Raw genomic sequence first — 26,848 nt, 5'->3', positions numbered from 1 at the left:
GGCTTCAGCGCCCGGCGTTGGCGCGGAACGTGTCGAGTCGCGAACCCGAGGCAGCACCGCTCAGGTACGTCGGCACGATCGCTTCGATGCTGACCGGTTCGAGTCCGAGCTCGGGCGCGAGCGGCCCGCTCAGAATGTTGGCGACCTTCATCGAATCGAGATTGTCGCGCGAAATCACCGGTTCGCCCGGCGCCAATTCGAAGCTCAACGCCTGCAGGCGCGCGAGCGGCTCGGGCAGACGGATGATGCGCGCATGCTTGCCGATCACGTCGCCGCAGTACGAAACCAGGTCTTCGAGCGTGTAGACGGTCGGGCCGCCAAGCTCGTAGGTGCGGCCGCTCGCGCCATCGAGATCGAGCACGTTGACGATCGCCTTCGCGACGTCGCCGACATAGACCGGTTGGAACTGCGCGTCCGGCATCGCGAGCGGAATGGCCGGAAACACGCGCTGCAGGAACGCGAACTTGTTCAGAAACGCGTCCTCGGGTCCGAACACGACGGACGGCCGGAAGATCGTCCACGCGACGTTGGCCGCATGCACGGCCTTCTCGCCGTCGGCCTTCGAGCGCGAATACATGCTCGGGCCGTTCGGATTGGCGCCTAGCGCGCTCAGATGAATCAGCCGATGCACGCCCTTGCCTTCGCAGGCGGCGACGATGCGCGTCGGCAGCTCGACGTGCGCATGCGCGAACTCCCGCCCATAGGGCTTGCCGCGTTTGCCGTTCAGGATACCGACGAGATTGATTACGCAATCCGCGCCCTCGACGAAGCGCGCGAGTTGCACCGGATCGAACACGTCGGTTTCGAGCACGTCGATCGGCAGCATGGTCAGATGTCGCGCGTTGTAGCGTCGCCGTGTGGCGACGCGCACGTCCTTGCCCATCTCGACGAGCGCGTTGACGAGGTAGCTGCCGATGAACCCTGAACCGCCGATGACCGCGATGGCTTGATGTCGCATTTTTCGACTCCCTGATGGAAGCCGCGGCAACGGCTGGCGAAGCGCGCCGCAACCTCGAAGCGAGATTGCGGCGCCAAGGCGCTTACGGTGCGATGTAACCCAGGCGCGCCTTCAGCGATTGCGGACGGCCTTCGAACAATGCCGCGTAGTAGACCGTGTTGGACAACACATTTTTCACGTAGTCGCGAGTTTCCTGAAACGGAATCGCCTCGGCGAAGACCGCGCCTTCGACCGGGCGCTGCAGCGACTGCCGCCAGTTGCGCGGACGGCCCGGACCTGCGTTGTAGCCAGCGGTGGCCAGCACGGCGGACCCGTCGAACTGATTGTAGATCATCGCCAGGTAGTTCGTGCCGAGCAGGATGTTGGTGTCGATGTCGTTCATCTGCTCGCGCGACACGGGTCCCAGACCGATCTTCTTCGCGACCAGTTGCGCGGTGGCGGGCATCAGCTGCATCAGTCCGCCCGCGCCGACGTCAGAGCGCGCGTTGATGATGAAGCGCGACTCCTGGCGAATCAGCCCGTACGCCCACTCGACGTCGAGCCCGCTCGACTGCGCGTCCTGCTCGACGATGTTGCGGAACGGCGATAGATAGCGCAGCGAAAAATCGTGCTCGCTCTTCGTGCGGTCCGCGGTGTTGACGGTGCGGTCGTACAGCTCGATGCGGCGCGCGTACTCGGCGGCGGCGAGCAGTTGCCGGTCGGACATGTTGCGCAACGGCCAGTTCCACTCGCGATTGCCTTCGAGCCGCAGATTCAGCCCATAGAAGCGCTGCGCGAGATCGAAGCCCGGCGTGGTGCCGGCTTGCTGCACTTCTGCGTCGGTCACGGTGGTTTTCGGCGGCACGGTGATCTTCTGGCCGAGCTCTTCGAGCGCGAGCTGGCCGTAGAAGTTGAAGTTCGCCGCGATCGACTGGAATTCCTGACTGGCCGTGGCCGTGTCGCCGGCCTGCTTCAGCGCGCGCGCGTGCCAGTACACCCACGACGATTGCTTGCGCAGCGACTCGGGCATCTGCTCGATCGACCAGCGCACCATGTTCCAGTCGCCTGCGAGCAGCGCGCTGCGTGTGCGCCATTCATACGCGGGATTCGACAGCGGCGCGTTGGCCGACAGCCGGAACCAGTCGACCGCGCCAGGCATCTGCTTGAGCGCGCCCTGATAGCCGATCGTGCCCCAGCCGATCGCGCGCTCCGGCGAATTCAGCGACGGCGCGACCGACGCGAACGTGGCCGCGGCCATGGCCGGATCGTTGCGCGCCATGCGCGTGATGGCGAGCAGCGCCAGCTGGTGCGATTGCGCATCCGGTCCGACGCCGCGCGCGAGCAATAGCGGCGGCGTATTGGTCGCCTGGCTGAACAGCACCGGGTCGGGCGGCTGGTCGCCGAGCGCGTCGACGAGCTTGCTGCCGGTGCTCGTGTAGTTCTGCTCGTACGCGAGACGAATTTGCGCCCAGATGTCGTCGGCGCTGAACTGGTGGTTCACGCCGAGCACCGTGATCAGATCGACGCAGCCGTCGCCGTACCACTTCGGCTCGACGAGCAGCGCGCGCGCCGCGTCCGCGACGTTCTCGCCGCGCGAGGCGCGCGATTCGAGCGCGTAGCACTTGACCTGAGTGTCGTCGTCGAGCACGAACTTCGCGTACTGCTGGTCAAAGTTGCGCCAGTCGTGACGCGTGCCGAGCACCGTCAGGTAGTCATTGCGCATGCGATCGGCGATCGCCTGGCCGTCGTACTTCTGCAGGAACGCGAGCACGGGCGCGTCCGGCGCGTCGATGCGCGCATGGCCGGTCGAATCGAACAGCTGCGGCTTGATCTGGAAGTACTCCAGATACGAGGGCGCCGGATAATTCGGGATCATGCTCGCGAGCTGGGCTGCGCGCGCCGCGTCGTTAGTACGCGAGGCTTCGCGAAGCTGGACGAAAATCTGGTCGTCGTTCGTGAGTTGCGAGATCGGAAGGGGCTTGACGGCCGAGGCAGTGCTGCAGGCCACGAGTGCCGCTGCGGCAAGCGCGATACTGGCCGCGCGATATACTCGAAAAAGGCGTTTTGACATCGTTGTTTCTGGAGCGCGAATTGGACCCAAGCATAGCATGCAACCCTGTCCCGGCAACGAAAAAGGCGCTGCGCCGGATGTTGCTGGAAAGCCGTATACAAGCGGCTTGCGAGCCGGCGAAGAATGCCGCGCTCGGGCGTCGGATGCTCGACGCGCTGAAGCACTACGCGGTACGCAGCGCGGGATTCTACTGGCCGCTTGCCGGCGAGTTCGACGCGCGCGGGGCGATTTCGATCTGGCTTGCCGCGGACTCGCACCACGAAGCCAGTCTGCCAATCATTAAAGAACGTGGCATGGCGCTCGAATTCCATGCCTGGACGCCCGCGACGCCGATGAAAACCGGCCATCACAAGATTGCCGAGCCCACCTCGGGGCGCGTGGTGCTGCCCGAGCTGCTGTTCGTGCCCTGCGTGGGTTTCGACTCGGACGGCTACCGCCTCGGCTACGGCGGCGGCTATTACGACCGCACGCTGGCCGGCTGGCCGGCGGCGCACAAGCCGATCACGGTCGGCATCGCCTACGAAGCGTGCCGCACCGACACGCTGGAACGCGAGGCGCATGACATTCCGCTCGATCTGATCGTCACAGAGGCAGGGTTTCATCCGGCGCTGCCGGGCTGAACGCGCGATGCGCGGCGTGTGACGCGCCGGCGCTTGCGCGGTGTTTCGTCGTTACAGCGAAGCCGCCGCGCGCGCCGCCGTGTCGTACAGGCCCGACGCATTGCGCATCAACTGCGCGGCCTCGCCGATCTGCTGGTTGGTCAGGCCGCTTTCCTTGAGCGTCGAGATCAGGCAGTTTTCGCGCACCTCGCGATACTTCAGGCATAGTTCGCGGCCCGCGTCGGTTGCGGAAAAGAACACTTCCTTGCCGGTCTTTTCGCTTTTTACGTACCCTCTAGCTACGAGCTTTTTCAACGCGTACGTCGCGACGTGCGTGTCCTCGATGTTCAGCACGAAGCAGATGTCCGCGAGCTTCTTGCGGCGTTCGCGATGGCTCACGTGGTGCAGCAGCGACACCTCGATCGCGGTCATGTCCTTGTCGCCGGCCGCCGACATGCAGCGCACCATCCAGCGGTTGAACGCATTGCCCGCCATGATCAGCGCGTATTCGAGTTCCGAGAGTTCCGCGCTGTTCTCGGAGACGAGATGTTCCGACGAAACGATCTTGGTGGGATGACGCGTCATACGAGGTTCCCGTGACGAAAATGGGCTGAAAAAGTGTCGCAAGTGTACGACGATGCTCGCCACCGACGAGCCTGGCAAAAACGCTTATTGGTAAATCGTCGATATTTTATTGATAATGTACGCTCCAAACGTCGCCGACTTCGCGCCGGGCATGCGCCAACGCACCGCGCTGTCCGCCTCATCCTCCGACTCGATCCGGGCCGCCCAGTCATGAGCCAACCACGAATTTTTCCCCTCGGCGATGCCGCGCTCGTCTGCGAAGCGCCGCCGCCCGCCACGCTGGAGTGCCAGCAGCGCGTGTGGGCTGCGGCCGAAGCCGCGCGCGACTGGCCGCAGGTGCTCGAAGTCGTGCCCGGCATGAACAATCTGACGCTCGTGTTCGACCCGCTCTCGACCGACGCCGACGCGCTCGGCGAGCAGTTGCTGACGGCCTGGAACGCAGCGGCCAAAGCCGTCGCGCCCGGGCGCGACGTCGAGATTGCAGTGCAGTACGGCGGCGCATTCGGCCCCGATCTGCGAGCGGTCGCCGAACATACGGGCTTGAGCGCGCGCGAGGTCGTCGAACGTCATGCGGGCGGCGTCTACGTGGTGTTCTTTCTCGGCTTCCAGCCCGGCTTCGCCTATATGGGTGGGCTCGACGCCGCGCTGCACACGCCGCGCCGCGCGTCGCCGCGGCTCGAGGTGCCGGCGGGCTCGGTCGGCATCGGCGGCGAGCAGACTGGCATCTATCCGGCGGTGTCGCCGGGCGGCTGGCAGCTGATCGGCCGCACCGAGGTGCCGCTGTTCGATCCGGCGCGCCGTCCGCCCACGCTGCTCCAGCCCGGCGACCGGGTGCGCTTCACGATCGCGGGGATGCACGCATGATCGACGTGATCCGCGCGGGTCTCCAGACCACGATCCAGGACCTCGGCCGCCACGGCTATCGGCATCTCGGCGTCGCGATGGGGGGGGCGCTCGACCGGCTGTCGCTCGAAGTCGGCAACCGGCTGGTCGGCAACCGCCCCGACGCGGCCGGCCTCGAAATCACCTTCGGCCCGACCGCGCTGCGCTTTTTGCGCGCGACGCGCGTCGCGATCACCGGCACCGAGTTCGGCGCGACGCTCGACGGCAAACCCGTCTATTCATTTTGGAGTCTGCCCGTGCAGGCCGGCCAGGAGCTCGTGCTGCACGCGGCGAAGCGCGGCATGCGCGGCTATGTCTGCGTGGCGGGCGGCATCGACGTGCTGCCGATGCTCGGCTCGCGCAGCACCGACCTTGCCGGCCATTTCGGCGGACTCGGCGGCCGCGCGCTCAACGACGGCGACCGTCTGCCGGTCGGCGCGCCGCAGCAGCGCGGCCACCTCGGCTTCACGCCCGAGGCGCCCGAGTTCGGCGTGAAGGCGCCCGCCTGGTGCAAGTTCGTGCTGGTCAACGAGCCGCTGCGGCGCGGTCGTCATCCGTCGGGCGTGCCGTGGGCCATACCGATCCGCGTGCTGCGCGGCCCCGAATACACTAGCTTCACCGCGGATGCACAGCAGTCGTTCTGGTCCGACGAGTGGCTCGTGACGCCGAACAGCAACCGCATGGGCTATCGCCTTGCCGGCACCGAGCTGAAGCGCACGCACAAGACTGACCTGCTGTCGCACGCGGTGCTGCCCGGCACGATCCAGGTGCCCCCGAACGGTCAGCCGATCGTGCTGATGAGCGACGCGCAGACCACCGGCGGCTATCCGAAGATCGGCGCGGTGATTCAGGCCGATCTGTGGAAGCTCGCGCAGGTGCGCCTGAACGGTGCTGTCCGTTTCATCCCGACGACGCCCTACGAAGCGCGCCAGGCTTTGCTGGAAGAACGCACGTATCTGCGGCAGATCGATGCCGCGATCGCGATGCATGAAGAGCGTTGCGCGCGCCGGGTGGCGCTCTCGGCGTTGTGACACTAAGTAAAGGAATCCCCATGGAAATCGATCTGAACGCCGATCTCGGCGAAGGCTGCGGCTCCGACGAGGTGCTGCTCGACCTCGTGAGCTCGGCCAACATCGCATGCGGCTGGCATGCGGGCAGCCCCAGCGCGATGCGCGACTGCGTGCGCTGGGCCGTGCAGAAAGGCGTGTCGATCGGCGCGCATCCGAGCTTCAACGATCCCGAGAATTTCGGCCGCAAGGAAATGGATCTGCCGGCGGGCGAGATCTACGCGGGCGTGCTGTATCAGCTCGGCGCGCTGTCGGCGATCGCGCAGGCCGAGGGCGGGCGCATCGCGCACGTGAAGCCGCACGGCGCACTGTACAACCAGGCCGCACGCGAGGCGAAGATCGCTGACGCGATCGTCTCCGCGGTGCACGATTTCGATCCGTCTGTCGCGGTGTTCGCGCTCGCCAACAGCGGGCTCGTGAGCGCCGCGCGCAACGCGGGCCTGACCGCGATCGAGGAGGTGTTCGCCGACCGCGGCTATCGCGCGGACGGCTCGCTCGTGCCGCGCAAGGAGCCGGGCGCGCTGCTCGACGACGAGGACGAAGTGCTCGCGCGCACGCTCGTGATGATCCGCGAGCAGCGCGTGAAAGCCGTCGACGGACAGTGGGTGCCGTTGAACGCGCAGACCATCTGCCTGCACGGCGACGGCCCGCATGCGCTGGCGTTCGCGCGACGCATTCGCGGCGCGCTCGCCGAGGCTGGCATCGAAGTGCATGCGGCGGCCGCCGCGCGCGTCTGAGCGTTCGCATCACCGTCGATCACACCGCACGCCGATCCGATCCGGCGGTTCCTTTCATATCGACGAGGTGCTGGCCATCTGACGCAGTACCTCGTCGTCCGAAAGCGGCTGCTGTCCAATCAACGGTGGCGCGGCCGACGCAAATGACTAACGATCGCTAATAGAGCGACGGCCAATATCCACGATCTCCGAATCGTCCTACCGGGTGCAACCGAAAGCTACCGCGTCGCACACCGTCTACGAACGTCCAATCATCAATGTGTTGGTCGATGTGGTAAAGAGCAAACCATTCCGTGCGGTGCGTGTCCGCCAATAGGATCTCCTTCCTGTTAGTCGCCTGCGAAAAAAAGTTCTGACGAAGCTAACAGGCACAGGATGCAACACGACTCGGACGCCTCCGAGAAATGCGCCAGAGATTCACGGCGCTGATCGCGATGGCCTGGCTCAGCACGGCGATCGCGCTATACGGTGGTCTGCAGTTGCCTTCTGATCGATCCCGCCGCTACGGCCGCAGTCTCGAACCGACTCAACCCGCCTCAACCACGAAGCCGTGCTGCCGCAACAGCTGCAGCACGCCCTTCGGCCCACCCAGATGCAGCGCGCCGATCGCGACGAACAGCGGCTTGTTCGGCGCGGCGAGCTGCAACATTCTTGCGACGAAGCGGCGATTGCGCTCGTAGACGATCCGGTTGTCGATCGAATTGGAGACGCGCGGGTCGCGCGCGAGCTTCTCCGATTTGGCAGCCTGCCACGCGGCGATCGCATCGGCATCGCCGACCCGCCACAGCCGGTGCAGCGTGCGCACGTCCTCGACGTTCTGCGCGGGCGTCTGCACCAGATCCTGCGCGAGCATCTCCCGCTGCTGCGCGGCCGACAGTCCGGTGAACGCGCGCATCTGTTGCGCGAGCGTTTCGAGTCCGACGATCTTGCCGCGCGTCTTCAGATAGACGTTCTGCAATTGCGCTTCGGTGCCGTATTCCGTTTGCAGCCCCGCGGACAGCGAGTCATAGGTCTCGACCACCAGCGACGCGAGCCACGGCCGCATCTTTTTGATCGCATCGAGCGCGGCCGGGTTGCCGCGCAGCCGCAACGCGAGCTTGTGCCACAGCGGCTCGGGCAGCAGACCCGGCAGGCAGTCGTGCTTGCATACGCCGTACTTCGACACGTCGTCCTGCGACACCAGCAGCTCGTCGGGCGACAGTTCGAGCGCGAGCGTCGGCGACGCGGCGAGCGCCGCGAGGATCGGCGCGCGGAACGGCTGCCCCGCCGGATAGTCGGCGGGATCGCCGACGTGCAGCGTGCCGAGCACGTAGATCGTCGTACTGCCGCGCGTCGCGACATAGAACGGCATGCGCGCCGGTTGCTGGCGCACCGGGCCGCTCGCCGTGGTGCCGGGGACCGGGGGCGGCGCAATCGACGGCGGTGGCGGGCTTGGCACCGTGACGGCAGGACGGGCCGCCTGGGCTGGCGCCCTGGCCGCCGCGCCGGCCGCGTGAGCGATGCAGGGTACGGCCGCGCCGACCGACAGCGCGCAGCCTACGCGAAATAAAGCGGACAGCGACGCGGGAAGAAATACGGAGAAAAAGGCGCGCGCGAGCGCATGAACAAACGCGCAGAGAAACGTGCGAAAAAACTTGCCGGCGAACCTTCCAGCAAATGCGCCGCAGGGCGCGGCGCCTCCCAGCGCACGCGCCCCGCGGCGCCGCGCGAAGACGGCTATCCAGCCGCCCTCACACAAGCGGCGCGCAAGACGACGCGCCGCCACCACATCAGGCATCCACGTCCCCCACCTCTTCAGCGCGGTGACAGGAGACCAGGCGGCCATCCACTTCTCGCAGCTTCGGCTCCTCGCTGCGGCAGCGGTCGATCACGTACGGGCAGCGCTGATGGAACGTGCAGCCCGACGGCGGATTCAGCGGCGACGGCATTTCGCCTTGCAGCTTGATCTTGATCGTGCGGTCGGCCTCGAAGATCGACGGGGTCGCCGACATCAGCGCGCGCGTGTACGGATGACGCGGCTTCGAGAAGATGCGCTGCTTGTCGCCGAGTTCAGCGACGCCGCCGAAGTACATGACCATCACGTCGTCGGCGATATGCTCGACCACCGACAGGTTGTGCGAGATGAACACGTAGCTCGTCTTGAACTCGTCCTGCAGGTCCATGAACAGGTTCAGGATCTGCGCCTGGATCGAGACGTCGAGCGCCGAGACCGGTTCGTCGGCGACCACGATCTGCGGATCGAGGATCATCGCGCGCGCGATCGCGACACGTTGACGCTGGCCGCCGGAGAACATGTGCGGATAGCGCTTCGCGTGCTCGGGCCGCAGGCCGACCGTGCGCATCATCTGCGCGATGCGCTCGGCGCGCTCGGTCGCGCTCATCTGCGTGTTGATCGCGAGCGGTTCGCCGAGCGTCTGCTCGACGGTCTTGCGCGGATTGAGCGACGCAAACGGGTTCTGGAACACCATCTGCACGCGGCGCCTGAGCGCCGCGATCTTCTCGTGATTCGCGCCGGCCACGTCCTCGCCGTCGATCAGCAGGCGGCCCGCGCTCGGCGTTTCGATCATCGTCAGCTGACGCGCGAGCGTCGACTTGCCGCAGCCGGACTCGCCGACTACCGCCAGCGTCTTGCCGCGGTCGAGCGCGAACGACACGCCGTTCAGCGCCTTCACCGTGCCGTGCGCGAACATGCCGCGCTTGACCGTGTAGTAGCGCGCGAGCTGGTCGGCGACGAGCACGTGATCGCCAGTACGATCCGACTGGCGACGGGTTTCGGGTACTGCGCTCATCGGGCGCCTCCTTGCGTGTGAACGTTGGCGTCCTTCTCGAGGTTCAGCGGCTTGATGCAGCGCACGCGCGCGAGCTCGGCGTGCGCGGGCAGCGGCGCGAGCGCGGGGCGTGCCTTCATGCAGTCGTCGACCACGTACTTGCAGCGCGGCGCGAACAGGCAACCCTTGGGCCGGTCGTCGCGGCCCGGCACCATGCCCGGCAGCGCCGCGAGCCGCACCGCGCCGACGTTGTGCTCGGGAATCGCGGCCAACAGCGCTTCCGTGTACGGATGATGAGGCGCGGCGAAGATGTCCGGCACCTTGTTCGTCTCGATCACCTCGCCCGCATACATCACGGCGACGCGCTGCGCGACCTCGGACACCACGGCCAGATCGTGCGAAATCAGCACGAGCGCCATGCCGCGTTCCTTCTGCAGGCGCATCAGCAATTCCATGATCTGCGCCTGGATCGTCACGTCGAGCGCGGTGGTCGGCTCATCGGCGATCAGCAGCTTCGGGTTGCAGGCGATCGCCATCGCGATCATCACGCGCTGGTTCATGCCGCCCGACATCTGATGCGGAAACGAGCCGATACGGTTCTTCGCGTCCGGAATGCCGACCTGATCGAGCAGTTCGAGCGCGCGTTTGTCTAGCGCGCTGCCGCGCAGGCCCTCGTGCAGCTTCAGCACTTCCTTGATCTGGTAGCCGACCGTGTAGCTCGGGTTCAGGCTCGTCAGCGCGTCCTGGAACACCATCGCGATGTCCTTGCCGATGATCTTGCGGCGTTCCCTCGCGGAGGCCTTCAGCAGGTTCTTGCCGTCGAACGTGATTTCGTCGGCGGTGACCTTGCCGGGCGCGTCGATCAGGCCCATCAGCGCCATCATCGTCACGCTCTTGCCCGAGCCCGATTCGCCCACCACGCCGACCACTTCACCGGCCGCAACGTCGAGATTGATGCGGTCGACCGCCGGCAGGCCGCCGAAGTTGACCGCGAGATTGCGGATGGTCAGTAGATTGCTCATGATCAGGCCATCCGTTTCAGTTTGGGGTCGAGCGCGTCACGCAGCCCGTCGCCGAGCAGGTTGATCGCAAGCACCGAGATCAGGATGGACAGGCCGGGCATCGTGACGATCCACCATGCGCTGTCGATGTAATCGCGCGCCGACGCGAGCATCGCGCCCCACTCCGCCGACGGCGGCTGCACGCCGAGGCCGAGGAAGCCGAGCGCGGCGGCATCGAGAATCGCCGACGAAAAGCCAAGGGTTGCCTGCACGATCAGCGGCGCGGTGCAGTTCGGCAGCACCTGCGAGAACATCAGCCGCAACGTGCTCGCACCCGCGACGCGTGAAGCGGTCACATACTCCTTCTGCAACTCGCCCTGGGCGGACGCGCGCGTCAGACGCACATAGCCCGGCAGCGCGACGATCGCGATCGCGAGCATCGTGTTGACGAGACCCGGACCGATGATCGCGACCACCGCGACCGCGAGCAGCAGCGACGGCAGCGCGAGCAGCACGTCCATGATGCGCATGATCGGCGTGTCGGCCCATTTCTCGAAGAACGCGGCGACGAGGCCGAGCACGACGCCCGGAATCAGCGCGAGCACCACCGAGACGAAGCCGATCCAGAACGACAGCCGCGCGCCGTACATCAGACGCGAAAGGATGTCGCGGCCCGCTTCGTCGGTGCCGAGAATGAACTTCCAGTTGCCGCCGTCGAGCCACGCCGGCGGGATCTTCACGGAGTCGCGGTATTGCTCGATCGGACTGTGCGGCGCGATCAGCGGCGCGAAGATCGCGATGAAGACCAGCACCAGCACGATGATGCCCGCGCCGACCGCACCGCGGTTGCGCGAGAAGTTCGCCCAGAATTCGCGTGCCGCGATGCCGCGGCCGCTCGGCGGGGTAACCGCTTGGGGGACGGTGTTTTGAATGTCAGCCATCGTGATTTACCTCGTATGGCGAATGCGCGGGTTGAGCACGCCGTACATCAGATCGACGACGAGGTTCACGACGATCACCAGCGTGGCGATCAACAGGATACCGCCCTGCACGACCGGATAATCGCGCCGGCCGATCGCGTCGATCAGCCACTTGCCGATGCCCGGCCATGAAAACAGCGTTTCGGTCAGCACCGCGCCCGCAAGCAGTGTGCCGACCTGCAGGCCGATCACGGTGACGACCGGAATCAGCGCATTGCGCAGCGCATGCACGACGATCACGCGTCCCGGCGACAGCCCCTTCGCGCGCGCGGTGCGGATGTAGTCCTCGCGCAGCACTTCGAGCATCGACGAGCGCGTCATGCGCGCGACGACCGCGAGCGGAATCGTGCCGAGCACGATCGCGGGCAGGATCAGGTGACTGAGTGCGGATTTGAACGCGCCTTCGTCGGTGGACATCAGCGAGTCGATCAGCATGAAGCCGGTCACGTGCGGAATGTCGTATTCGACCGCGATGCGGCCCGACACCGGCGTCAAGCCGAGCTTGACCGAGAACACCATGATGAGGATCAAGCCCCACCAGAAGATCGGCATCGAGTAGCCGGTCAGGGCGGTGCCCATCACGCCGTGATCGACCACCGTGCCGCGCCTCAGCGCCGCGAACACGCCCGCCGGCAGGCCGACGATCAGCGCGAACAGCATCGCGCAGAACGACAGTTCGACGGTGGCGGGAAAGCGCGCGAGGAATTCGCCCATCACGCTCGTGTTGGTGATGATCGAAGTGCCGAGGTCGCCGTGCACGGCACGGACGATGTAGTGGAAGTACTGCATTGGCAAGGGCTCGTCGAGCCCGAGGCGGTGCATCGCGGCCGCATGCATGGCCGGATCGACGCCGCGCTCGCCCATCATTACTTCGATGGGGTCGCCCGGGATCAAGTGAATCAGCGCGAACGCGAGGATCGTGATGCCGATGAACGTCGGTATCACCATGCCGATGCGGCGCAAAACGAAGCGGAACATGGTTCGCTCCCATGGTACTGGTGATGAAAAAACGCAACCGGCGACGAGGGCTCGTGACCCCGGTCGCCGGACCATTTCGACCAGTTTTCTAACCGTGCGAAAAGTGTACTGTGTTGCGGCGTACTGTATTGCGGCCTACTGCGCGAACTTTACGATTACTTGACGCTGACGCCGTCGAAGCGCGCGTAGCCGAGCGGTTCGATGCGCATGTCGACCACCTTCTTGCTGACCGGCTGATAGACGGTCGAGTGCGCGATCGGCGAGAACGGCAGTTGCTGCGCGAAAATATATTGCGCTTCGCCGTAGATCTTCGTGCGCGTCGCCACGTCCGAAGTCGTGCGGCCTTTCTGGATCAGATCGTCGAACGGCTTGTAGCACCACTTCGAGAAGTTGTTGCCGTTGATCGCCTCGCAGCCGAGCAGCGTGCCGAGCCAGTTGTCCGGATCGCCGTTGTCGCCGGTCCAGCCGATCAGCATCGTGTCGTCTTCGCCCGCGTGCGCGCGCTTGATGTACTCACCCCATTCGTACGTGACGATCTTCGCCTTCACGCCGATCTTCGCCCAGTCCGCCTGGATCATTTCCGCCATCAGACGCGCGTTCGGGTTGTACGCGCGCTGCACCGGCATCGCCCACAGCGTGAGGTCGAAGCCGTTCGGGTAGCCCGCCTTCGTCAGCAGATCTTTCGCCTTGGCCGGATCGTACGAGGCGGCCGGCAGGTTCTTGACGTACGACCATTGCGTCGGCGGCATCGGGTTCGTGGCCAACTGGCCCGCGCCCTGGTAGACCGACTCGATGATCGCCTTCTTGTTGATCGCCATGTCGAGCGCCTGACGCACTTCGAGCTTGTCGACCGGCTTGTGCGTCACGTTGTACGCGAGATAGCCGAGGTTGAAGCCCGGCTGCGACGGCATGTCGATGTTCGGCTCGGCCTTCAGCGGCGCGATGTCGGCCGGGCGCGGATAGCTCATCACCTGGCATTCGTCGCGCTTGATCTTCTGCACGCGCACGCCGGCATCCGGCGTGATCGAGAAGATCAGCTTCGAGATCTTCACCGCGCCCGGCTTCCAGTAGTCCGGGTTGCCGTCGAAGCGGATCGTCGCGTCCTTCGTGTAGCTGCGGAAGATGAACGGACCAGTGCCGACCGGGTACTGATTGATGTCGGCGGCCTTGCCTGCCTTGAGCAGCTGATCCGCATATTCAGCCGACAGGATCGACGCGTATTCCATCGCCAGATTCTGGATGAACGGCGCGTTGACTTCCTTCAGCGTGAACTTGACCGTGTACGGGTCGACTTTCTCGACGCTCGTGATCAGCTTGTCGAGGCCCATGTCGGTGAAGTACGGGAACTGCACCGGATACGCCTTGCGGAACGGCTGGTTCGGGTCGAGCATGCGCTGGAACGAGAAGACCACGTCGTCCGCGTTGAATTCGCGCGTCGGCTTGAAGAACGAGGTGGTCTGGAACTTCACGCCATGACGCAGATGGAACGTGTAGGTCTTGCCATCGGGCGACACGTCCCACTTCTCCGCGAGGCCGGGCTCGACCTTGGTGCCGCCGCGTTCGAACTCGACGAGGCGGTTATAGACGGTGAACGTGTTGGCCGTGAAGTCGACGCCCGTCGTGTATTGGGCCGGATCGAAACCCGCGGGACTGCCTTCCGAGCAGTAAACGAGGGTTTTGTTCGGGATCCCAGCGGCCTGCGCGCTCGTGACGCCAAGCAGGGATGCCGCTGCGGCAGCGACGAGCGTGGACCTACGCGCGACGCGCAACAGATTGTTTTGCTTCATGTTTCCTCCAGGTTCGGGGCCGGCTTGCGCCGGCGTAGCGGGATATTACTTGAGCTTGGGCCGGCTACCAAGCGGAGCAAAATCCCTCTGTTGACGACAGGAAACACTTCGTGCAAACGTTTTGCCACGGTTTTGTCACGGGCCGGGCGGGCTCATTCGAGCCGCCCGGCGACGAATGCGGCGCAAAAAAGCGCGCCGCGCCCGCTTATTTCACCCCAACTTCCAGGAATTGCGTCGGCCCGAACGGATCGATCTTGAAGCCTGTCACGTTCTTGCTGATCGGCTGATAGACGGTCGAATGCGCGATCGGCGTGAACGGCACCTGGTCCTTGAAGATCTCCTGCGCCTGCGTATAGGCCTTGGTGCGATCGGCCATGTTGGTGGTGCTGCGGCCCTGCTTGATCAGATCGTCGTAAGGCTTGTAGCACCACTTCGAGAAGTTGCTGCCGTTGACCGCGTCGCAGCCGAGCAACACGCCGAGCCAGTTGTCAGGGTCGCCGTAGTCACCCGTCCAGCCGATCAGCATCGCCTGATGCTCGCCGGCGTGCGCGCGGCGAATGTACTCGCCCCATTCGTACGTGACGATATTCACCTTGACGCCGATCTTCGCCCAGTCCGCCTGCAGCATTTCGGCCATCAGGCGTGCATTCGGGTTATACGGGCGCTGTACCGGCATCGCCCACAGCGTCAGCTCGAAGCCGTCGGGGTAGCCCGCCTGCTTCAGCAGCGCTTTCGCTTTGTCGACGTCGTAGGGCGCGTCCTTCAGATTCTTGTCGTAACCCCATTGCGTCGGCGGCATCGGATTGGTCGCTGCCTGGCCCGCGCCCTGGTAGACCGCTTCGATGATCGCCTTCTTGTTGACCGACATGTCGAGCGCGCGGCGCACGAGCACGTTGTCGAGCGGCTTTTTGGTCGTGTTGTACGCGATATAGCCGAGGTTGAAGCCCACTTCGCTTGGCATCGCGAGCGACGCATCGGCCTTCACGGTGGGGATGTCGGCCGGGCGCGGATAGGACATCACCTGGCATTCGCCGCGCTTCAACTTTTGCAGGCGCACGGCCGGATCGACCGTGATCGCGAAGATCAGCTTGCCGAGCTTCGCGACGCCCGGCTTCCAGTAGTCGGGATTGCCGTCGAAGCGGATCGTGTCGTCCTTCGTATAGCTGCGGAAGATGAACGGACCGGTGCCGACCGGGTACTGGTTGATGTCGGACGCCTTGCCCGCCTTCAGCAGCTGATCGGTGTATTCAGCCGACAGGATCGACGCGAACGGCATCGCGATCTGTTGCAGGAACGGCGCGTCGACTTCCTTCAGCGTGAAGCGCACCGTGTACGGATCGACCTTCTCGATTTTGGCGATGTTCTTCGCGAGACCGAGGTCGTTGAAATACGGGAAATTGACTGGATACGCCTTGCGGAACGGGTTCTCGGGATCGAGCATGCGTTCGTAGGTGAACACGACGTCGTCCGCGTTGAATTCGCGGGTTGGCTTGAAGTACGACGTGGTCTGGAATTTGACGCCGTGGCGCAGATGGAACGTATAGGTGAGGCCGTCGGGCGACACGTCCCACTTTTCGGCGAGTCCTGGCTCGATGTCCGTGCTGCCGTGCGCAAATTCGACGAGCCGGTTATAAACCGTGTACGAGCCGGCGCTGAATTCGACGCTGGTCGTGTATTGCGCGGTATCGAAGCCCGCCGGGCTGCCTTCGGAGCAGAACACCAGCGTCTTGTCGGGCAGCGTGGCCGCCTGCGACGCGGCGGGCGCGAGGCCGCTCGTGGCGACCGCGAGCGCGGCGAGAGCCGGCAGGCAGAACTGGTGAAGCGCGAACAGCCGGTGTGTCGCAGTCTTTCTTGTCACTGTCATATCGTCCTCCGCACAGCAGCCGGGTTAGCTGCGTTTCGATGATAGACAGCCCAAAAATGCGCTTCAACAGGGACTTACCACGCTATCCAGGACGAGTTCGAGACACATTCCAGACTGGAAGAAGCCGCGCGGCCGTCACGGCCGCACGGCTTGGCGGGCGTGCCGGTTACACGCCGAGCCGTTCGCAGATCGCCTTGGTCGACGCGGCCGCGTTCAGCGTATAGAAGTGCAGACCCGGCACTTTCGCGTCGAGGAGCCGTTGACACAGAGCCGTCACCACGTCGAGCCCGAACGCGCGGATCGACTCGCGGTCGTCGCCGAAGCTCTCTAACCGGCGCGCGATCCAGCGCGGCACTTCGGCGCCGCACATTTCGGAGAAGCGCATCAGCTGCGAGAAGTTCGTGATCGGCATGATGCCGGGCACGATCGGCACGTCGACGCCGAGCTGGCGCGCATCGTCGACGAAACGGAAGTACGCGTCCGCGTTGAAGAAGTACTGCGTGATCGCCGAGTTCGCGCCGGCTTTCACCTTGCGCGCGAAGTTTTCGAGATCGTGACGCGGCGAGCGCGACTGCGGATGGTATTCCGGATAACCCGCCACCTCGATCCAGAACCAGTCGCCGAACTCGGCACGGATGAAGCTGACGAGCTCCGACGCATAGCGCAGCTCGCCGACCGCGCCCATGCCCGAAGGCAGATCGCCGCGCAGCGCGACGATATGGCGGATGCCGTACGCGCGGTACTCGTTGAGGATCGCGCGCAGGCTGTCCTTCGACGAGCCGATGCACGACAGATGCGGCGCCGCCTCGAGCCCTTCCTTCGCCATGTCGACGACGGTATCGAGCGTGCCTTGCTGGGTCGAGCCGCCGGCGCCGAACGTGACGGACACGAACTTCGGTTTGAGCGACACGAGTTCCGCGCGCGTCGCGCGCAGTTTGTCGATGCCTTCCTGCGTTTTCGGCGGGAAGAATTCGAATGAGAGTTCGATCGGATTCATAGTCAAAAAGGTCAACCGAGACTGCGGTTGCCGAAAATGAGCGCGGACAGTAGCCACGACACGATGCTGTACAGGATCGAGCCGAAGAACGCCGACCAGAAGCCCGACACCTCGAAGCCCTTCAGCAGCGACGCGCACAGCCAGAAGCACAGCGCATTGACGACCAGAATGAAGAGTCCGAGCGTGAGGATCGTGACGGGCAGCGTCAGCAGGATCAGCAGCGGCCGCAGCAGCGTATTGATGAGGCCGAGCACGATCGCGACGATCAGCGCGGTACCGAAGCTACGGATATGGATCGACGGAACGATGTAGGTGATGATCAGCAGCGCGAGCGCGTTGATGAGCCAGGTCAGCAGCACGGTCATGTAGAACTCCTTGTAAGCACCTGTGCGGAGAAGATGTCCAGCAAACGAAAAGCCGCGCTGGCGAACAAAGCGGCGCATTGCGCGCCGCCCCGAGATCGGACCGTCAAGCTTTTACCGCCGCCCGCGTGGCCGGGCGCGCGAGCGCGCGCATCGAGCCGCGGACGGCCGCGTGCTTAATAGCGGTAGTGGTTCGGCTTGAACGGACCGCTCTTGTCGACGCCGATGTAGCCGGCCTGCGCGTCGGACAGCACGGTCAGGTTCGCGCCGATGCGCGCCAGATGCAGACGCGCGACCTTCTCGTCGAGATGCTTCGGCAGCACGTACACCTTGTTTTCGTACTTCGCGCCCTGCGTGAACAGTTCGATCTGCGCGAGCGTCTGGTTCGTGAACGAGTTCGACATCACGAACGACGGATGGCCCGTCGCGCAGCCGAGGTTCACGAGGCGGCCTTCGGCCAGCAGGATCACGCGCTTGCCGTCCGGGAAAATGATGTGGTCGACTTGCGGCTTGATGTTTTCCCACTGGTACTGACGGGTCGACGCGACGTCGATTTCCGAGTCGAAGTGGCCGATGTTGCAGACGATCGCGTTATGACGCATCGCCTTCATGTGATCGTGGTTGATCACGTGGTAGTTGCCGGTCGCGGTCACGAAGATGTCGGCCTTGTCGGCCGCGTACTCCATCGTCACGACGCGGTAGCCTTCCATCGCCGCTTGCAGCGCGCAGATCGGATCGATTTCGGTGACCCACACGGTCGCGCCCAGACCGCGCAGCGATTGCGCGCAGCCCTTGCCCACGTCGCCGTAACCGGCCACGACCGCGATCTTGCCCGCGATCATCACGTCGGTCGCGCGCTTGATGCCGTCGACGAGCGACTCGCGGCAGCCATACAGGTTGTCGAACTTCGACTTCGTGACCGAGTCGTTGACGTTGATGGCCGGGAACGGCAGGCGGCCTTCCTTTTCCATCTGGTACAGACGGTGCACGCCGGTGGTGGTTTCTTCGGTGACGCCCTTGATCGCCGCGAGGCGCTTCGAGTACCACGTCGGGTCGATCTCGAGGTGCGCGGCGATCGACTTGTACAGCGCGACTTCTTCTTCGTTGGTCGGTCTGGCGATCACCGAGCGGTCTTTTTCGGCCTTCGAACCGAGGATCAGCAGCAGCGTCGCGTCGCCGCCGTCGTCGAGGATCATGTTGGCGAACTCGCCGTTCGGCCATTCGAAAATGCGGTGCGAGAACTCCCAGTATTCATCGAGCGATTCGCCCTTGAACGCGAACACCGGCGTGCCGGCCTGCGCGATTGCAGCGGCGGCATGGTCCTGAGTCGAGAAGATGTTGCACGAGGCCCAGCGTACGTCCGCGCCGAGCGCGGTCAGCGTCTCGATCAGCACGCCGGTCTGGATCGTCATGTGCAGCGAGCCGGCGACGCGCGCGCCCTTCAGCGGCTGCTGCGCCTTGTACTCTTCACGGGTCTGCATGAGGCCGGGCATTTCGGTTTCGGCGATCGTGAGTTCCTTGCGGCCCCAAGCGGCGAGCGACATGTCGGCGACAACGTAATCCTGCTTCTGGGAATCGATGACTGCGGCGTTCATCACGCCCTCCTTTCTAAGAAAATGACTAGAAATGTGACGTGAGCGCGGTTTGAGGCAGCATTCGGATTCGCGCGATGCGCATTCCATGCTGCCAATTGAAGCCTTCGAGCCTGGCGGGCAGCCGGCGAATGCGGATTCGCGGTACCCGTCGCAACGCTCCTCGAAGACGAACGGCGATTGTAGCAAATCGAGATGACTTCGGCGCGTGCCGGATGGTGCGGCAGCGCGCCTCTTCAGATCGGCAGCAGCCCCAGCATCGGCGCGAGCAGCACCATGGCGACGCCGGCGATCATCATCGTCAGGCTGGACACTACGCCCTCCTCGCTGCCGAGCTCGCGTGCCTTCGCGGTGCCGACGCCGTGCGCGGCCGCACCGAACAGCGCGCCGCGCGCGAGCCGCGTGCGCAACGGCACGAACGCGAGCACGATTTCGCCGAACAGCATGCCGCAGACGCCGGTCGCGATCACGAACAGCGCGGTCAGGTCCTTCGGCGCGTGAATCCTGTCGGACACCGCGAGCGCGAATGGCGTCGACACCGAACGCGTCATCAGGCTGCGCTGCAAGTCCGGCGACAGGTGCAGCAGCTTCGCGAGCATCAGCGAGCCGCCGACGCCGACCAGAATGCCCACCGTCACGCCGACGGACAGCGAGATCCAGTGGCGCTTCAACAGTGCGCGGTACTCGTAGATCGGCACGGCGAACGCGACCGTCGCGGGGCCGAGCAGCCACATCAGCCAGCGCGTGTCCTGGAAGTAAAGCGAATACGGAATGTGCGCGAGTACGACGATCGCGACGAGCGCGGCCGGCACCGTCAGCATCGGCGTGAGCCACGGCGAGCGCAGGCGCGCATACAGCGCCTTCGACGCGAAGTACAGCGCGATCGTCAGCACGAGGCAGCCGGCCGCGATCAGGCGCGAGGCGTCGTCGGCCAACAGCGAAGCGAACGGGAGCGGGTTCATCGGCGCTCGCGCGACAGACTGCCTGCCTTACGCGCAACCCGCACGCGGCGCAGCGCGAAACGCCGTTCGACGCGCGCGGCCTGATCGACAGCGAACGCCACCGCGACCATCACCATCAGGGTGCCGGCGATCACCACCAGCGCGAGGCGCCAGCCGTCCGCGCGGAACAGGCCGCCGTATTGCACGGCGGCGACCGCCGCCGGAATGAAGAACAGCAGCATGTCGGACAGCAGCCAGTCCGCGCCGGCCTTGACCCAGCGCGGCGCGATACCGCCACAGAACAGCAGCGCGAGCAGCACGACGAGGCCGACCACGCCGCCCGGCACCGGCAGATGCAGCCGCCGCACGATGAAATCGGCGCCAATCCACAGCGCCGCGATCGCGGCGCTTTGCACGGCGATGCGTGCGACACGGCCGAAGCCACCCGCGTCCCCACTTGAGCCGCCACCGGCGGGACGCACGGAACGGGCGAAAACTGGCGCGGACATGACATTCCCTGGCTGGCGTGGAAGGCACTTAGTATGGGGCTCGCCGCGCCATAAACAAAATGACTTACAATCATCGAAATCATTCCAAACTGGAATTCTGGAGACCACGCTCATGGAACTCCGCGCGTTGCGCTATTTCGTCGAAGTGGTCCGTCAGCAAAGCTTCACCGTCGCCGCTGAGCAGATGTTCGTCACGCAGCCGACCATCAGCAAGATGGTCAAGTCGCTGGAAGACGAAATCGGCTCGCCGCTGCTGCTGCGCGACGGCCGCCAGATGGTTCTCACCGACGTGGGCCGGATCGTCTATCAGCGCGGCCAGGACGTGCTCGCCGCGCACGCGCAACTGCAGGCCGAGCTGAACGATCTCGACACGCTCGGGCGCGGTGAACTGGCAATCGGCATTCCGCCGATGGGCGGTGCGCTCTTCACACCCGCAATCGCCGCGTTCCGCCAGCGCTATCCGAAGATCGAGCTGAAGCTGTTCGAGCAGGGCTCGCGCGCGATCGAAGCCGCGCTGATCAACGGTGAACTGGAACTGGGCGGTGTGCTGCAGCCGGTCGACCCCGACAACATCGACGTGCTGCCGATGTCGCACGAGCTGTTGTGGCTCGTCGCGCGCGCCGGCTCGCGCTGGGATGCGTTGAACGAGGTGCCGCTCGCCCAACTCGCCGATGAGCCGTTCGTGTTTTACGGTGAAAGCCTCGCGCTGAATGACGTCGTGCTGAACGCGTGCCGCGCGGCGGGGTTTGCGCCCGCGATCGTCGGGCGCAGCGGGCATTGGGACTTCATGGCGGCGCTGGTGCTGGCCGGCGTCGGCATCGCGCTGCTGCCCGCGCCCTATTGCCGGCGGCTCAACCCCGCGCAGTTCACCTGCCGCCCGGTCGTCGAACCGGAAATCCCGTGGGAGATGGCGATCGGCTGGCGCCGCAACGGCTATCTGTCGCACGCGGCGCGCGCGTGGCTCGACGTCGCGCGCGAAACGCTGCCGACACACGTCAGCGACGATTTCATACTCGGACCGGGGATCGGCTTTAACGGAATCACAGCGCCGCAAGGAGCTCTGCCACCCTCAGGCGAGTGACGGGCGGCGGCCGGCCGCCGGCCGCGTTACGCCGCTCGCGTTTGCCGGCCTCCTTGCAAACGGCGATCAAACCGCCTGCGCCGGCATGTCACCTGGGTTCGGGGGCGTCACCGTCGCCGACCTCCCGCTCCGTCTCGCCGGCTCGTCGCGATCAACTCCGCCGCCCGTTCGCCGATCATCACCGTCGGCGAATTGGTGTTGCCGCCGATCAGGGTCGGCATGACCGACGCATCGACGATCCTCAACCCCGTCACGCCGCGCACGCGCAATTGCGGATCGACGACCGAGCGCGCGTCGCCGCCCATCCGGCAGGTCGCGACCGGGTGATAGATCGTGTCCGCGCGCTCGGCGATCGTCTGGCGCAGTTCCGCATCCGATTGCCCCGGCCGCGTGTACAACTCCTCGCCGCCGTGCAGCGCGAGCGACGGCGCGCCGAGAATGCGCCGCGCCATCTTCGCGCCCTCGACGAGCAGATCGAGATCGCGCGCATCGCTCAGAAAGCGCGGATCGATCAGCGGCGCGACACGCGCATCGGCGCTTGCGAGCGTCACGGTGCCGCGGCTATGCGGACGCAGCACGCATACATGCAGCGAATAGCCGTGGCCCCAGTGCATATGGCGGTTGTGATCGTCGACGATCGCCGCGCAGAAATGCAGTTGCAGATCGGGCCGCGCGAGCGTCGGCCGGCTCTTCAGAAAACCGCCCGCCTCGGCGACGTTGCTCGACAGCATGCCGCGCCCGTGTCGCATGAAGGTCACGAATTGCGGCAGCATCCGTGCGATGCCGCGCACCGAGAAACCCGTGGGCTCGATCGACCTCACGCGCTTGTTGATCGTGAAATCGATGTGATCGATCAGGTTCTGGCCGACCTCGGGCGCATCGTGAAGCACGTCGATGCCGAGCGAGCGCAGATGCGCGGCCGGCCCGATGCCCGAGCACATCAACAGTTGCGGCGAGTTGAACGCCCCAGCGGCGAGCACGACCTCGGCGCGCGCCGCGAGCGTTTCGGCGCGGCCGCCGCGCACGATTTCGACGCCGCTCGCGCGCTTGCCGTCGAACACGACGCGCAGCACGGTCGCGTCGGCCATCGTGTGCAGGTTCGCGCGCGGCCGGTCGTAGATGTACGCGCGCGCGACGCTGCAACGGCGCCCGTCACGTTGCGTGACCTGATAGAAGCCGATACCTTCCTGGTCCGCGCCGTTGAAGTCGTCGTTCGCTTTGTAGCCCGCTTCGAGCGCGGCCTGCACGAAGCGCCTGGAAAACGGATTCCTGAAGCGCAGATCGGACACAGTCAGCGGACCGGCCTCGCCATGCCACGCATCGGCGCCGCGCTCGTTGTGTTCGGCGCGGCGGAAATACGGCAGCACCTCGGCCCACGACCAGCCGTCACAGCCGAGCCGCGCCCACTCGTCGTAATCGAGCGGATGGCCGCGCGTGTAGATCATCGCGTTGATCGCGCTCGATCCGCCGAAACCGCGTCCGCGCGGCTGATAGCCCTGGCGACCGGCGAGCCCCGGCTGCGGCGTGGTCAGGTAGCCGTAGTTGGTCTTCAGTCTATTCGGCACCACGGCCGCGACGCCGACCGGCATGTTCACCAACAGATTGCGCCCGGTATGCGGACCGGCCTCGATCAGCGCGATGGTCGCGTCGGGACAGCTATCCGCGAGACGGCTCGCGAGCGTGCAGCCGCCCGAGCCCGCACCGACGACGATGTAGTCGTATTGCATGCGCTCCTCCTGATGGTCCGCGTTGCTCGCGGACCCTGTCTCGTGCACACTTGTCTACGTGTGTTTTCTGCGCATTGTAGGGAGCGTATTGGGGCTGCGGCGGCTCCCTGACAGAACGATTCCTCTAAACGCCGGCGGCAACGCGCCCCTATGATGAAAGCCGCGTACGGCCCGCGCGCGGCTTCCAAACATGGCGCGACGCGCGCCCTCCTTCCGGCATGCGGCATCACGCGCGGCGCTCGAACAGATGCGACAAAGCGCATCGGGGATGCCGTCGGCGAAGCGGCGCACAATAGCGAAAGCACGGAGACAGCAGATGGAACGGCACGGCTTCGGCCAGACTCACGAGGTGACGAATCAGGCACCGCCGCTCGCGGACTACAACCTGTTCGCGAGCGACGCCGCTTTGAGCGCGGCCGTCGATCGCGACGGCGCGAGCTGGCATCGCGAGGCGCTGCTGCGACACGGCGCGACGCTGACGACGCCCGACACGCTCGCGCTCGCGGAGCTCGCCAACCGCCATACGCCGGAGCTGGTCACGCATAGTCCGCGCGGCGAGCGCATCGACGCGCTCGAGTTCCATCCCGCGTGGCATGAACTGCTCGCGCTGCTGCGCCGCGAAGGGCTACACGCGCTTCCGTTCGCCGAGCCGCGAAGCGGCGCGATGGCCGCGCGCTGCGCCGGCTACTTCATGCATGCGCAGATCGAATCCGGCTCGCTGTGCCCACTGACGATGACATTCGCGAGCATTCCGGTGTTGCAGCGCGAATCCACGTTGTTCGATACGCTGCGCGACCAGTTGTACACACGCGAGCACGATCCGCGCGACGTGCCGCTCACGCAAAAGCGCTCGGCGATGATCGGCATGGGCATGACCGAGAAACAGGGCGGCTCCGACGTGCGCAGCAACCGGACGCGCGCCCATGCGTTCGACAGTGCCGGCGGACGCGGCGGCGCTTACCGGCTCGTCGGTCATAAATGGTTCTTCTCGGCGCCGCAGTGCGACGCGCATCTGGTGCTCGCGCGCACCGACACGCACGAGGGGCTGTCGTGCTTTTTCGTGCCGCGCTTCGCGCCGGACGGCAGCAAGAACGCGGTGCAGATCCAGCGTCTGAAGGACAAGCTCGGCAATCGCTCCAACGCAAGCAGCGAAGTCGAATTTCTCGACGCGTACGGTGTGATGATCGGCGACGAAGGACGCGGCGTGCCGACCATCATCGAAATGGCGAGCTACACGCGGCTCGACTGCGTGATCGGCAGCGCCGCGCTGATGCGTGCCGCGCTCGTGCAGGCGGTCCATCATGCGCGGCATCGCAGCGCGTTCGGCCGGCACCTTGCCGAGCAGCCGCTGATGCGCAACGTGCTCGCCGATCTCGCGCTCGAATCCGAAGCGGCTACGGTGCTGTTCATGCGTCTCGCGCGCGCGTTCGATGAAGCCGACGCGTCGTCGGCTTCATCAGCCGAACGCGCCTGGCGGCGCATTGTTACGCCTGCCGCGAAGTACTGGGTCTGCAAGCGCGCGCTCGAATTCACCGGCGAGGCGATGGAAGTCTGGGGCGGCAACGGCTACGTCGAAACCGGGCCGATGGCGCGCTTCTATCGCGAGGCGCCGGTCAACTCGATCTGGGAAGGCTCGGGCAACGTGATGTGCCTCGACGTGCTGCGCGCGATGGAGCGCGAGCCGCAGGCCGCGCAAGCGCTGTTCGCCGCCTGGCAGGACGTCGCGCGCGCGCATCCGGCGTTGGGCGCGGCGCTCGCGCGTCTCGCCGCGACACTGAACGGACCGGCCGAACCGCGCGAGGCGTCGGCTCGACGTATCGCGCAGCAGATCGTGCTGATCGCGCAGGCGACGCTGCTCGCGCAGCACGCGCCCGCCGGGGTCGCCGACGCGTTCATCGCGACACGTCTCGCCAACGGCTGCGGCGAAAGCGGCCGCGTGTACGGCACGCTGCCGGCCACGTTCGATCACGCGGCGATCGTCGAGCGCGCCTTTCCCGCGTAAACGCGGCGGCCGCGCAAACCCCGAGCGCACCGCTCGCAACTCCGACTCAACCTCAAACCAATATAAGTGCGCTCGACGCGCACGGTCATCCGTCTGGGAGTGGACTCACATGAAGAACGATGTGCCGGAGGTCGCCGCGCTCCAAGCACTGTTGCGCGATCAACGTCATGCGTATCTGCGCGCGCCGTATCCGTCGTGGGACACGCGCGCGACGCATCTGCGTGCGCTGCGCAAGCTGATGCTCGACAATCGCGACGCGCTTGCCGACGCGATGCACGCGGACTTCGGCAATCGCGCGAAGGAAGAGGTGCTGCTCGCCGAATTCCTGCTCGTGAAGGAAGAGATCGACGCCGCGCTGCGTCACGGCAAGCGCTGGATGAAAGCGCAGCGCCGCCGCACCAACAAGTGGCTGCTGCTGGCGCGCGCGAAGGTGGTGCCGCAGCCGCTCGGCGTGGTCGGCATCATCGTGCCGTGGAATTATCCGGTGCTGCTCGCGGTCGGCCCGTTGATCAGCGCGCTGACGGCCGGCAATCGCGCGATCATCAAGATGTCCGAACTGACGCCGCGCACCTCCGCGCTATTCGAGCTGCTGATCGGTCAGACGTTCGCGCGCACTCACGTCGCGGTCGTCAATGGCGATGCGGCGCTCGCGGCCGCGTTCAGCGCGCTGCCGTTCGATCATCTGCTGTTCACCGGCTCGACGAAGGTCGGTCACGAAGTGATGCGCGCGGCGGCCGAGCATCTGACGCCGGTCACGCTCGAACTCGGCGGCAAGTCGCCGGCGCTGATCGGCGTGCATGCGCGTTTCGACAACGCGGTCGACAATCTGATCGCCGGCAAGACCCTGAACGCGGGGCAGACCTGTGTGGCGCCCGACTACGTGCTGGTGCCGCGCGGCAAGGAGCAGGCGTTCATCGAACGGGCGCGCGTGCGGATGGCGAGGATGTATCCGGACTTCGCGCAGAACCCGGATTACACGTCGATCATTTCTTCGCGGCACTTCGAGCGGCTCGAACGTCTCGCCCACGAAGCGCGGGCTGCGGGCGCGCAATTGCATGCGCTGACCAACGCGACGCCCGATGCCGGGAGCCGGCGCTTTCCGCTGATCGCCGTGACTGGCGCGCCGGACGAATGCGCGCTGATGCAGGAGGAGATTTTCGGGCCGCTGTTGCCGCTCGTGCCGTACGACACGCTCGACGGCGCGATCGCGTGGATCAATGCGCGGCCGCGGCCGCTGGCGCTTTATCTCTATGCCGACGACGCGCGGACGGTTGAACGTGTCACGCATGAAACGATCGCCGGCGGCATGGCCGTTAACGAGACGCTGATGCATCTGGCATGTGAGAGTTTGCCGTTCGGCGGGGTCGGGGCGAGTGGGATG

General features: G+C 65.6%; 23 protein-coding genes, 1 pseudogene and 1 riboswitch. Of the genes and pseudogenes, 7 read left to right on the top strand and 17 right to left on the bottom strand.

Going from position 1 to position 26,848, the window contains the following annotated elements; genetic code table 11:
• Positions 1-4: 4 nt before the first annotated feature.
• On the bottom strand, positions 5-958 hold the full coding sequence (locus F6X40_RS29500) for a complex I NDUFA9 subunit family protein (protein WP_187630242.1): 954 nt from the start codon (positions 956-958) through the stop codon (positions 5-7).
• 82 nt (positions 959-1,040) lie between these two features.
• Entirely contained in the window at positions 1,041-3,008 is a 1,968-nt protein-coding gene (locus F6X40_RS29495) for a lytic transglycosylase domain-containing protein (RefSeq protein ID WP_187630241.1), read from the bottom strand.
• A gap of 77 nt (positions 3,009-3,085) precedes the next feature.
• Between F6X40_RS29495 and F6X40_RS29490 the strand changes: the two genes are divergently transcribed.
• Complete coding sequence (locus tag F6X40_RS29490) at positions 3,086-3,628, top strand: 5-formyltetrahydrofolate cyclo-ligase (protein WP_262421584.1); 543 nt, start codon at positions 3,086-3,088, stop codon at positions 3,626-3,628.
• Positions 3,629-3,679: 51 nt separating this feature from the next.
• Here F6X40_RS29490 and F6X40_RS29485 read toward each other — a convergent pair whose 3' ends face one another.
• Positions 3,680-4,192: a winged helix DNA-binding protein gene (locus tag F6X40_RS29485; RefSeq protein WP_184073558.1), complete on the bottom strand. Its 513-nt coding sequence runs from the start codon at positions 4,190-4,192 to the stop codon at positions 3,680-3,682.
• A gap of 210 nt (positions 4,193-4,402) precedes the next feature.
• Here F6X40_RS29485 and pxpB point away from each other — a divergent pair, with 210 nt between their 5' ends.
• From pxpB to pxpA, 3 genes are read left to right on the top strand one after another with little or no spacing between them, the layout of a single operon-like run.
• Positions 4,403-5,056, top strand: coding sequence for a 5-oxoprolinase subunit PxpB (gene pxpB, locus F6X40_RS29480; protein ID WP_184073560.1), 654 nt, complete (start codon positions 4,403-4,405; stop codon positions 5,054-5,056).
• On the top strand, positions 5,053-6,105 hold the full coding sequence (locus F6X40_RS29475) for a biotin-dependent carboxyltransferase family protein (RefSeq protein ID WP_187630239.1): 1,053 nt from the start codon (positions 5,053-5,055) through the stop codon (positions 6,103-6,105). The genes pxpB and F6X40_RS29475 overlap by 4 nt, the downstream gene beginning before the upstream one ends.
• A gap of 20 nt (positions 6,106-6,125) precedes the next feature.
• Positions 6,126-6,878, top strand: coding sequence for a 5-oxoprolinase subunit PxpA (gene pxpA, locus F6X40_RS29470; protein WP_187630238.1), 753 nt, complete (start codon positions 6,126-6,128; stop codon positions 6,876-6,878).
• A gap of 184 nt (positions 6,879-7,062) precedes the next feature.
• On the opposite strand, the pseudogene F6X40_RS29465 reads toward pxpA, so the two are convergent.
• The 13 genes and pseudogenes from F6X40_RS29465 to F6X40_RS29405 all read right to left on the bottom strand — a co-directional run.
• Positions 7,063-7,185, bottom strand: a pseudogene (locus tag F6X40_RS29465) (tlde1 domain-containing protein); the annotation flags it as partial.
• A gap of 219 nt (positions 7,186-7,404) precedes the next feature.
• Positions 7,405-8,655 carry a TraB/GumN family protein gene (locus F6X40_RS29460; RefSeq protein ID WP_187630268.1) on the bottom strand — a complete coding sequence of 417 codons (1,251 nt, stop codon included), beginning with the start codon at positions 8,653-8,655 and terminating at the stop codon, positions 7,405-7,407.
• Entirely contained in the window at positions 8,648-9,667 is a 1,020-nt protein-coding gene (locus F6X40_RS29455; protein WP_090802569.1) for a peptide ABC transporter ATP-binding protein, read from the bottom strand. The genes F6X40_RS29460 and F6X40_RS29455 overlap by 8 nt, the downstream gene beginning before the upstream one ends.
• A complete protein-coding gene (locus F6X40_RS29450; RefSeq protein ID WP_187630237.1) occupies positions 9,664-10,668 on the bottom strand; it encodes an ABC transporter ATP-binding protein in 1,005 nt (334 codons plus the stop codon). The genes F6X40_RS29455 and F6X40_RS29450 overlap by 4 nt, the downstream gene beginning before the upstream one ends.
• A 2-nt stretch (positions 10,669-10,670) precedes the next feature.
• Positions 10,671-11,588 carry an ABC transporter permease subunit gene (locus F6X40_RS29445; protein ID WP_090802566.1) on the bottom strand — a complete coding sequence of 306 codons (918 nt, stop codon included), beginning with the start codon at positions 11,586-11,588 and terminating at the stop codon, positions 10,671-10,673.
• Between the two features lie 6 nt (positions 11,589-11,594).
• Positions 11,595-12,605 (bottom strand): ABC transporter permease subunit, encoded by a 1,011-nt coding sequence (locus tag F6X40_RS29440; protein ID WP_187630236.1) that lies wholly within the window; start codon positions 12,603-12,605, stop codon positions 11,595-11,597.
• 155 nt (positions 12,606-12,760) lie between these two features.
• The gene (locus F6X40_RS29435; protein WP_187630235.1) at positions 12,761-14,392 is read right to left on the bottom strand and encodes an ABC transporter substrate-binding protein; all 1,632 of its coding nucleotides are present in this window, start codon (positions 14,390-14,392) and stop codon (positions 12,761-12,763) included.
• A 205-nt stretch (positions 14,393-14,597) separates the two neighbouring features.
• On the bottom strand, positions 14,598-16,256 hold the full coding sequence (locus tag F6X40_RS29430; RefSeq protein ID WP_262421583.1) for an ABC transporter substrate-binding protein: 1,659 nt from the start codon (positions 16,254-16,256) through the stop codon (positions 14,598-14,600).
• Positions 16,257-16,422: 166 nt separating this feature from the next.
• A complete protein-coding gene (gene metF / locus F6X40_RS29425; RefSeq protein WP_187630266.1) occupies positions 16,423-17,253 on the bottom strand; it encodes a methylenetetrahydrofolate reductase [NAD(P)H] in 831 nt (276 codons plus the stop codon).
• Positions 17,254-17,264: 11 nt separating this feature from the next.
• Entirely contained in the window at positions 17,265-17,618 is a 354-nt protein-coding gene (locus F6X40_RS29420; protein WP_090805530.1) for a phage holin family protein, read from the bottom strand.
• Between the two features lie 173 nt (positions 17,619-17,791).
• Positions 17,792-19,210: an adenosylhomocysteinase gene (ahcY, locus tag F6X40_RS29415; RefSeq protein ID WP_184073574.1), complete on the bottom strand. Its 1,419-nt coding sequence runs from the start codon at positions 19,208-19,210 to the stop codon at positions 17,792-17,794.
• Between the two features lie 33 nt (positions 19,211-19,243).
• Positions 19,244-19,378, bottom strand: a riboswitch (S-adenosyl-L-homocysteine riboswitch).
• Positions 19,379-19,443: 65 nt separating this feature from the next.
• A complete protein-coding gene (locus F6X40_RS29410) occupies positions 19,444-20,169 on the bottom strand; it encodes an LrgB family protein (protein ID WP_187630234.1) in 726 nt (241 codons plus the stop codon).
• Positions 20,166-20,657 carry a CidA/LrgA family protein gene (locus tag F6X40_RS29405; protein ID WP_090802556.1) on the bottom strand — a complete coding sequence of 164 codons (492 nt, stop codon included), beginning with the start codon at positions 20,655-20,657 and terminating at the stop codon, positions 20,166-20,168. The genes F6X40_RS29410 and F6X40_RS29405 overlap by 4 nt, the downstream gene beginning before the upstream one ends.
• Before the next feature lie 112 nt (positions 20,658-20,769).
• Between F6X40_RS29405 and F6X40_RS29400 the strand changes: the two genes are divergently transcribed.
• Positions 20,770-21,738 (top strand): LysR family transcriptional regulator, encoded by a 969-nt coding sequence (locus F6X40_RS29400; RefSeq protein ID WP_187630233.1) that lies wholly within the window; start codon positions 20,770-20,772, stop codon positions 21,736-21,738.
• A gap of 107 nt (positions 21,739-21,845) precedes the next feature.
• Here F6X40_RS29400 and F6X40_RS29395 read toward each other — a convergent pair whose 3' ends face one another.
• Complete coding sequence (locus F6X40_RS29395) at positions 21,846-23,465, bottom strand: GMC family oxidoreductase (protein ID WP_187630232.1); 1,620 nt, start codon at positions 23,463-23,465, stop codon at positions 21,846-21,848.
• Positions 23,466-23,781: 316 nt separating this feature from the next.
• Here F6X40_RS29395 and F6X40_RS29390 point away from each other — a divergent pair, with 316 nt between their 5' ends.
• Together F6X40_RS29390 and F6X40_RS29385 are read left to right on the top strand one after the other, a co-directional pair.
• Positions 23,782-25,467: an isovaleryl-CoA dehydrogenase gene (locus tag F6X40_RS29390; protein WP_187630231.1), complete on the top strand. Its 1,686-nt coding sequence runs from the start codon at positions 23,782-23,784 to the stop codon at positions 25,465-25,467.
• Between the two features lie 109 nt (positions 25,468-25,576).
• Positions 25,577-26,848 (top strand): coniferyl aldehyde dehydrogenase (locus F6X40_RS29385; RefSeq protein ID WP_187630230.1); only part of this gene is annotated, 1,272 nt, incomplete at its 3' end.

Origin of the sequence: Paraburkholderia sp. UCT31, assembly GCF_014397655.1 — a bacterium.
In the GTDB taxonomy this organism is placed as follows: Bacteria; Pseudomonadota; Gammaproteobacteria; order Burkholderiales; family Burkholderiaceae; genus Paraburkholderia; species Paraburkholderia tuberum.
This window is presented reverse-complemented; position numbering and strand designations above follow the sequence as displayed.

Coding starts and splice junctions, on each gene's coding strand:
- F6X40_RS29500 (WP_187630242.1), bottom strand. CDS start 958: ATGCGACATCAAGCCATCGCGGTCATCGGCGGTTCAGGGTTCATCGGC.
- F6X40_RS29495 (WP_187630241.1), bottom strand. CDS start 3,008: ATGTCAAAACGCCTTTTTCGAGTATATCGCGCGGCCAGTATCGCGCTT.
- F6X40_RS29490 (WP_262421584.1), top strand. CDS start 3,086: ATGTTGCTGGAAAGCCGTATACAAGCGGCTTGCGAGCCGGCGAAGAAT.
- F6X40_RS29485 (WP_184073558.1), bottom strand. CDS start 4,192: ATGACGCGTCATCCCACCAAGATCGTTTCGTCGGAACATCTCGTCTCC.
- pxpB (WP_184073560.1), top strand. CDS start 4,403: ATGAGCCAACCACGAATTTTTCCCCTCGGCGATGCCGCGCTCGTCTGC.
- F6X40_RS29475 (WP_187630239.1), top strand. CDS start 5,053: ATGATCGACGTGATCCGCGCGGGTCTCCAGACCACGATCCAGGACCTC.
- pxpA (WP_187630238.1), top strand. CDS start 6,126: ATGGAAATCGATCTGAACGCCGATCTCGGCGAAGGCTGCGGCTCCGAC.
- F6X40_RS29460 (WP_187630268.1), bottom strand. CDS start 8,655: ATGCCTGATGTGGTGGCGGCGCGTCGTCTTGCGCGCCGCTTGTGTGAG.
- F6X40_RS29455 (WP_090802569.1), bottom strand. CDS start 9,667: ATGAGCGCAGTACCCGAAACCCGTCGCCAGTCGGATCGTACTGGCGAT.
- F6X40_RS29450 (WP_187630237.1), bottom strand. CDS start 10,668: ATGAGCAATCTACTGACCATCCGCAATCTCGCGGTCAACTTCGGCGGC.
- F6X40_RS29445 (WP_090802566.1), bottom strand. CDS start 11,588: ATGGCTGACATTCAAAACACCGTCCCCCAAGCGGTTACCCCGCCGAGC.
- F6X40_RS29440 (WP_187630236.1), bottom strand. CDS start 12,605: ATGTTCCGCTTCGTTTTGCGCCGCATCGGCATGGTGATACCGACGTTC.
- F6X40_RS29435 (WP_187630235.1), bottom strand. CDS start 14,392: ATGAAGCAAAACAATCTGTTGCGCGTCGCGCGTAGGTCCACGCTCGTC.
- F6X40_RS29430 (WP_262421583.1), bottom strand. CDS start 16,256: ATGACAGTGACAAGAAAGACTGCGACACACCGGCTGTTCGCGCTTCAC.
- metF (WP_187630266.1), bottom strand. CDS start 17,253: ATGAATCCGATCGAACTCTCATTCGAATTCTTCCCGCCGAAAACGCAG.
- F6X40_RS29420 (WP_090805530.1), bottom strand. CDS start 17,618: ATGACCGTGCTGCTGACCTGGCTCATCAACGCGCTCGCGCTGCTGATC.
- ahcY (WP_184073574.1), bottom strand. CDS start 19,210: ATGAACGCCGCAGTCATCGATTCCCAGAAGCAGGATTACGTTGTCGCC.
- F6X40_RS29410 (WP_187630234.1), bottom strand. CDS start 20,169: ATGAACCCGCTCCCGTTCGCTTCGCTGTTGGCCGACGACGCCTCGCGC.
- F6X40_RS29405 (WP_090802556.1), bottom strand. CDS start 20,657: ATGTCCGCGCCAGTTTTCGCCCGTTCCGTGCGTCCCGCCGGTGGCGGC.
- F6X40_RS29400 (WP_187630233.1), top strand. CDS start 20,770: ATGGAACTCCGCGCGTTGCGCTATTTCGTCGAAGTGGTCCGTCAGCAA.
- F6X40_RS29395 (WP_187630232.1), bottom strand. CDS start 23,465: ATGCAATACGACTACATCGTCGTCGGTGCGGGCTCGGGCGGCTGCACG.
- F6X40_RS29390 (WP_187630231.1), top strand. CDS start 23,782: ATGGAACGGCACGGCTTCGGCCAGACTCACGAGGTGACGAATCAGGCA.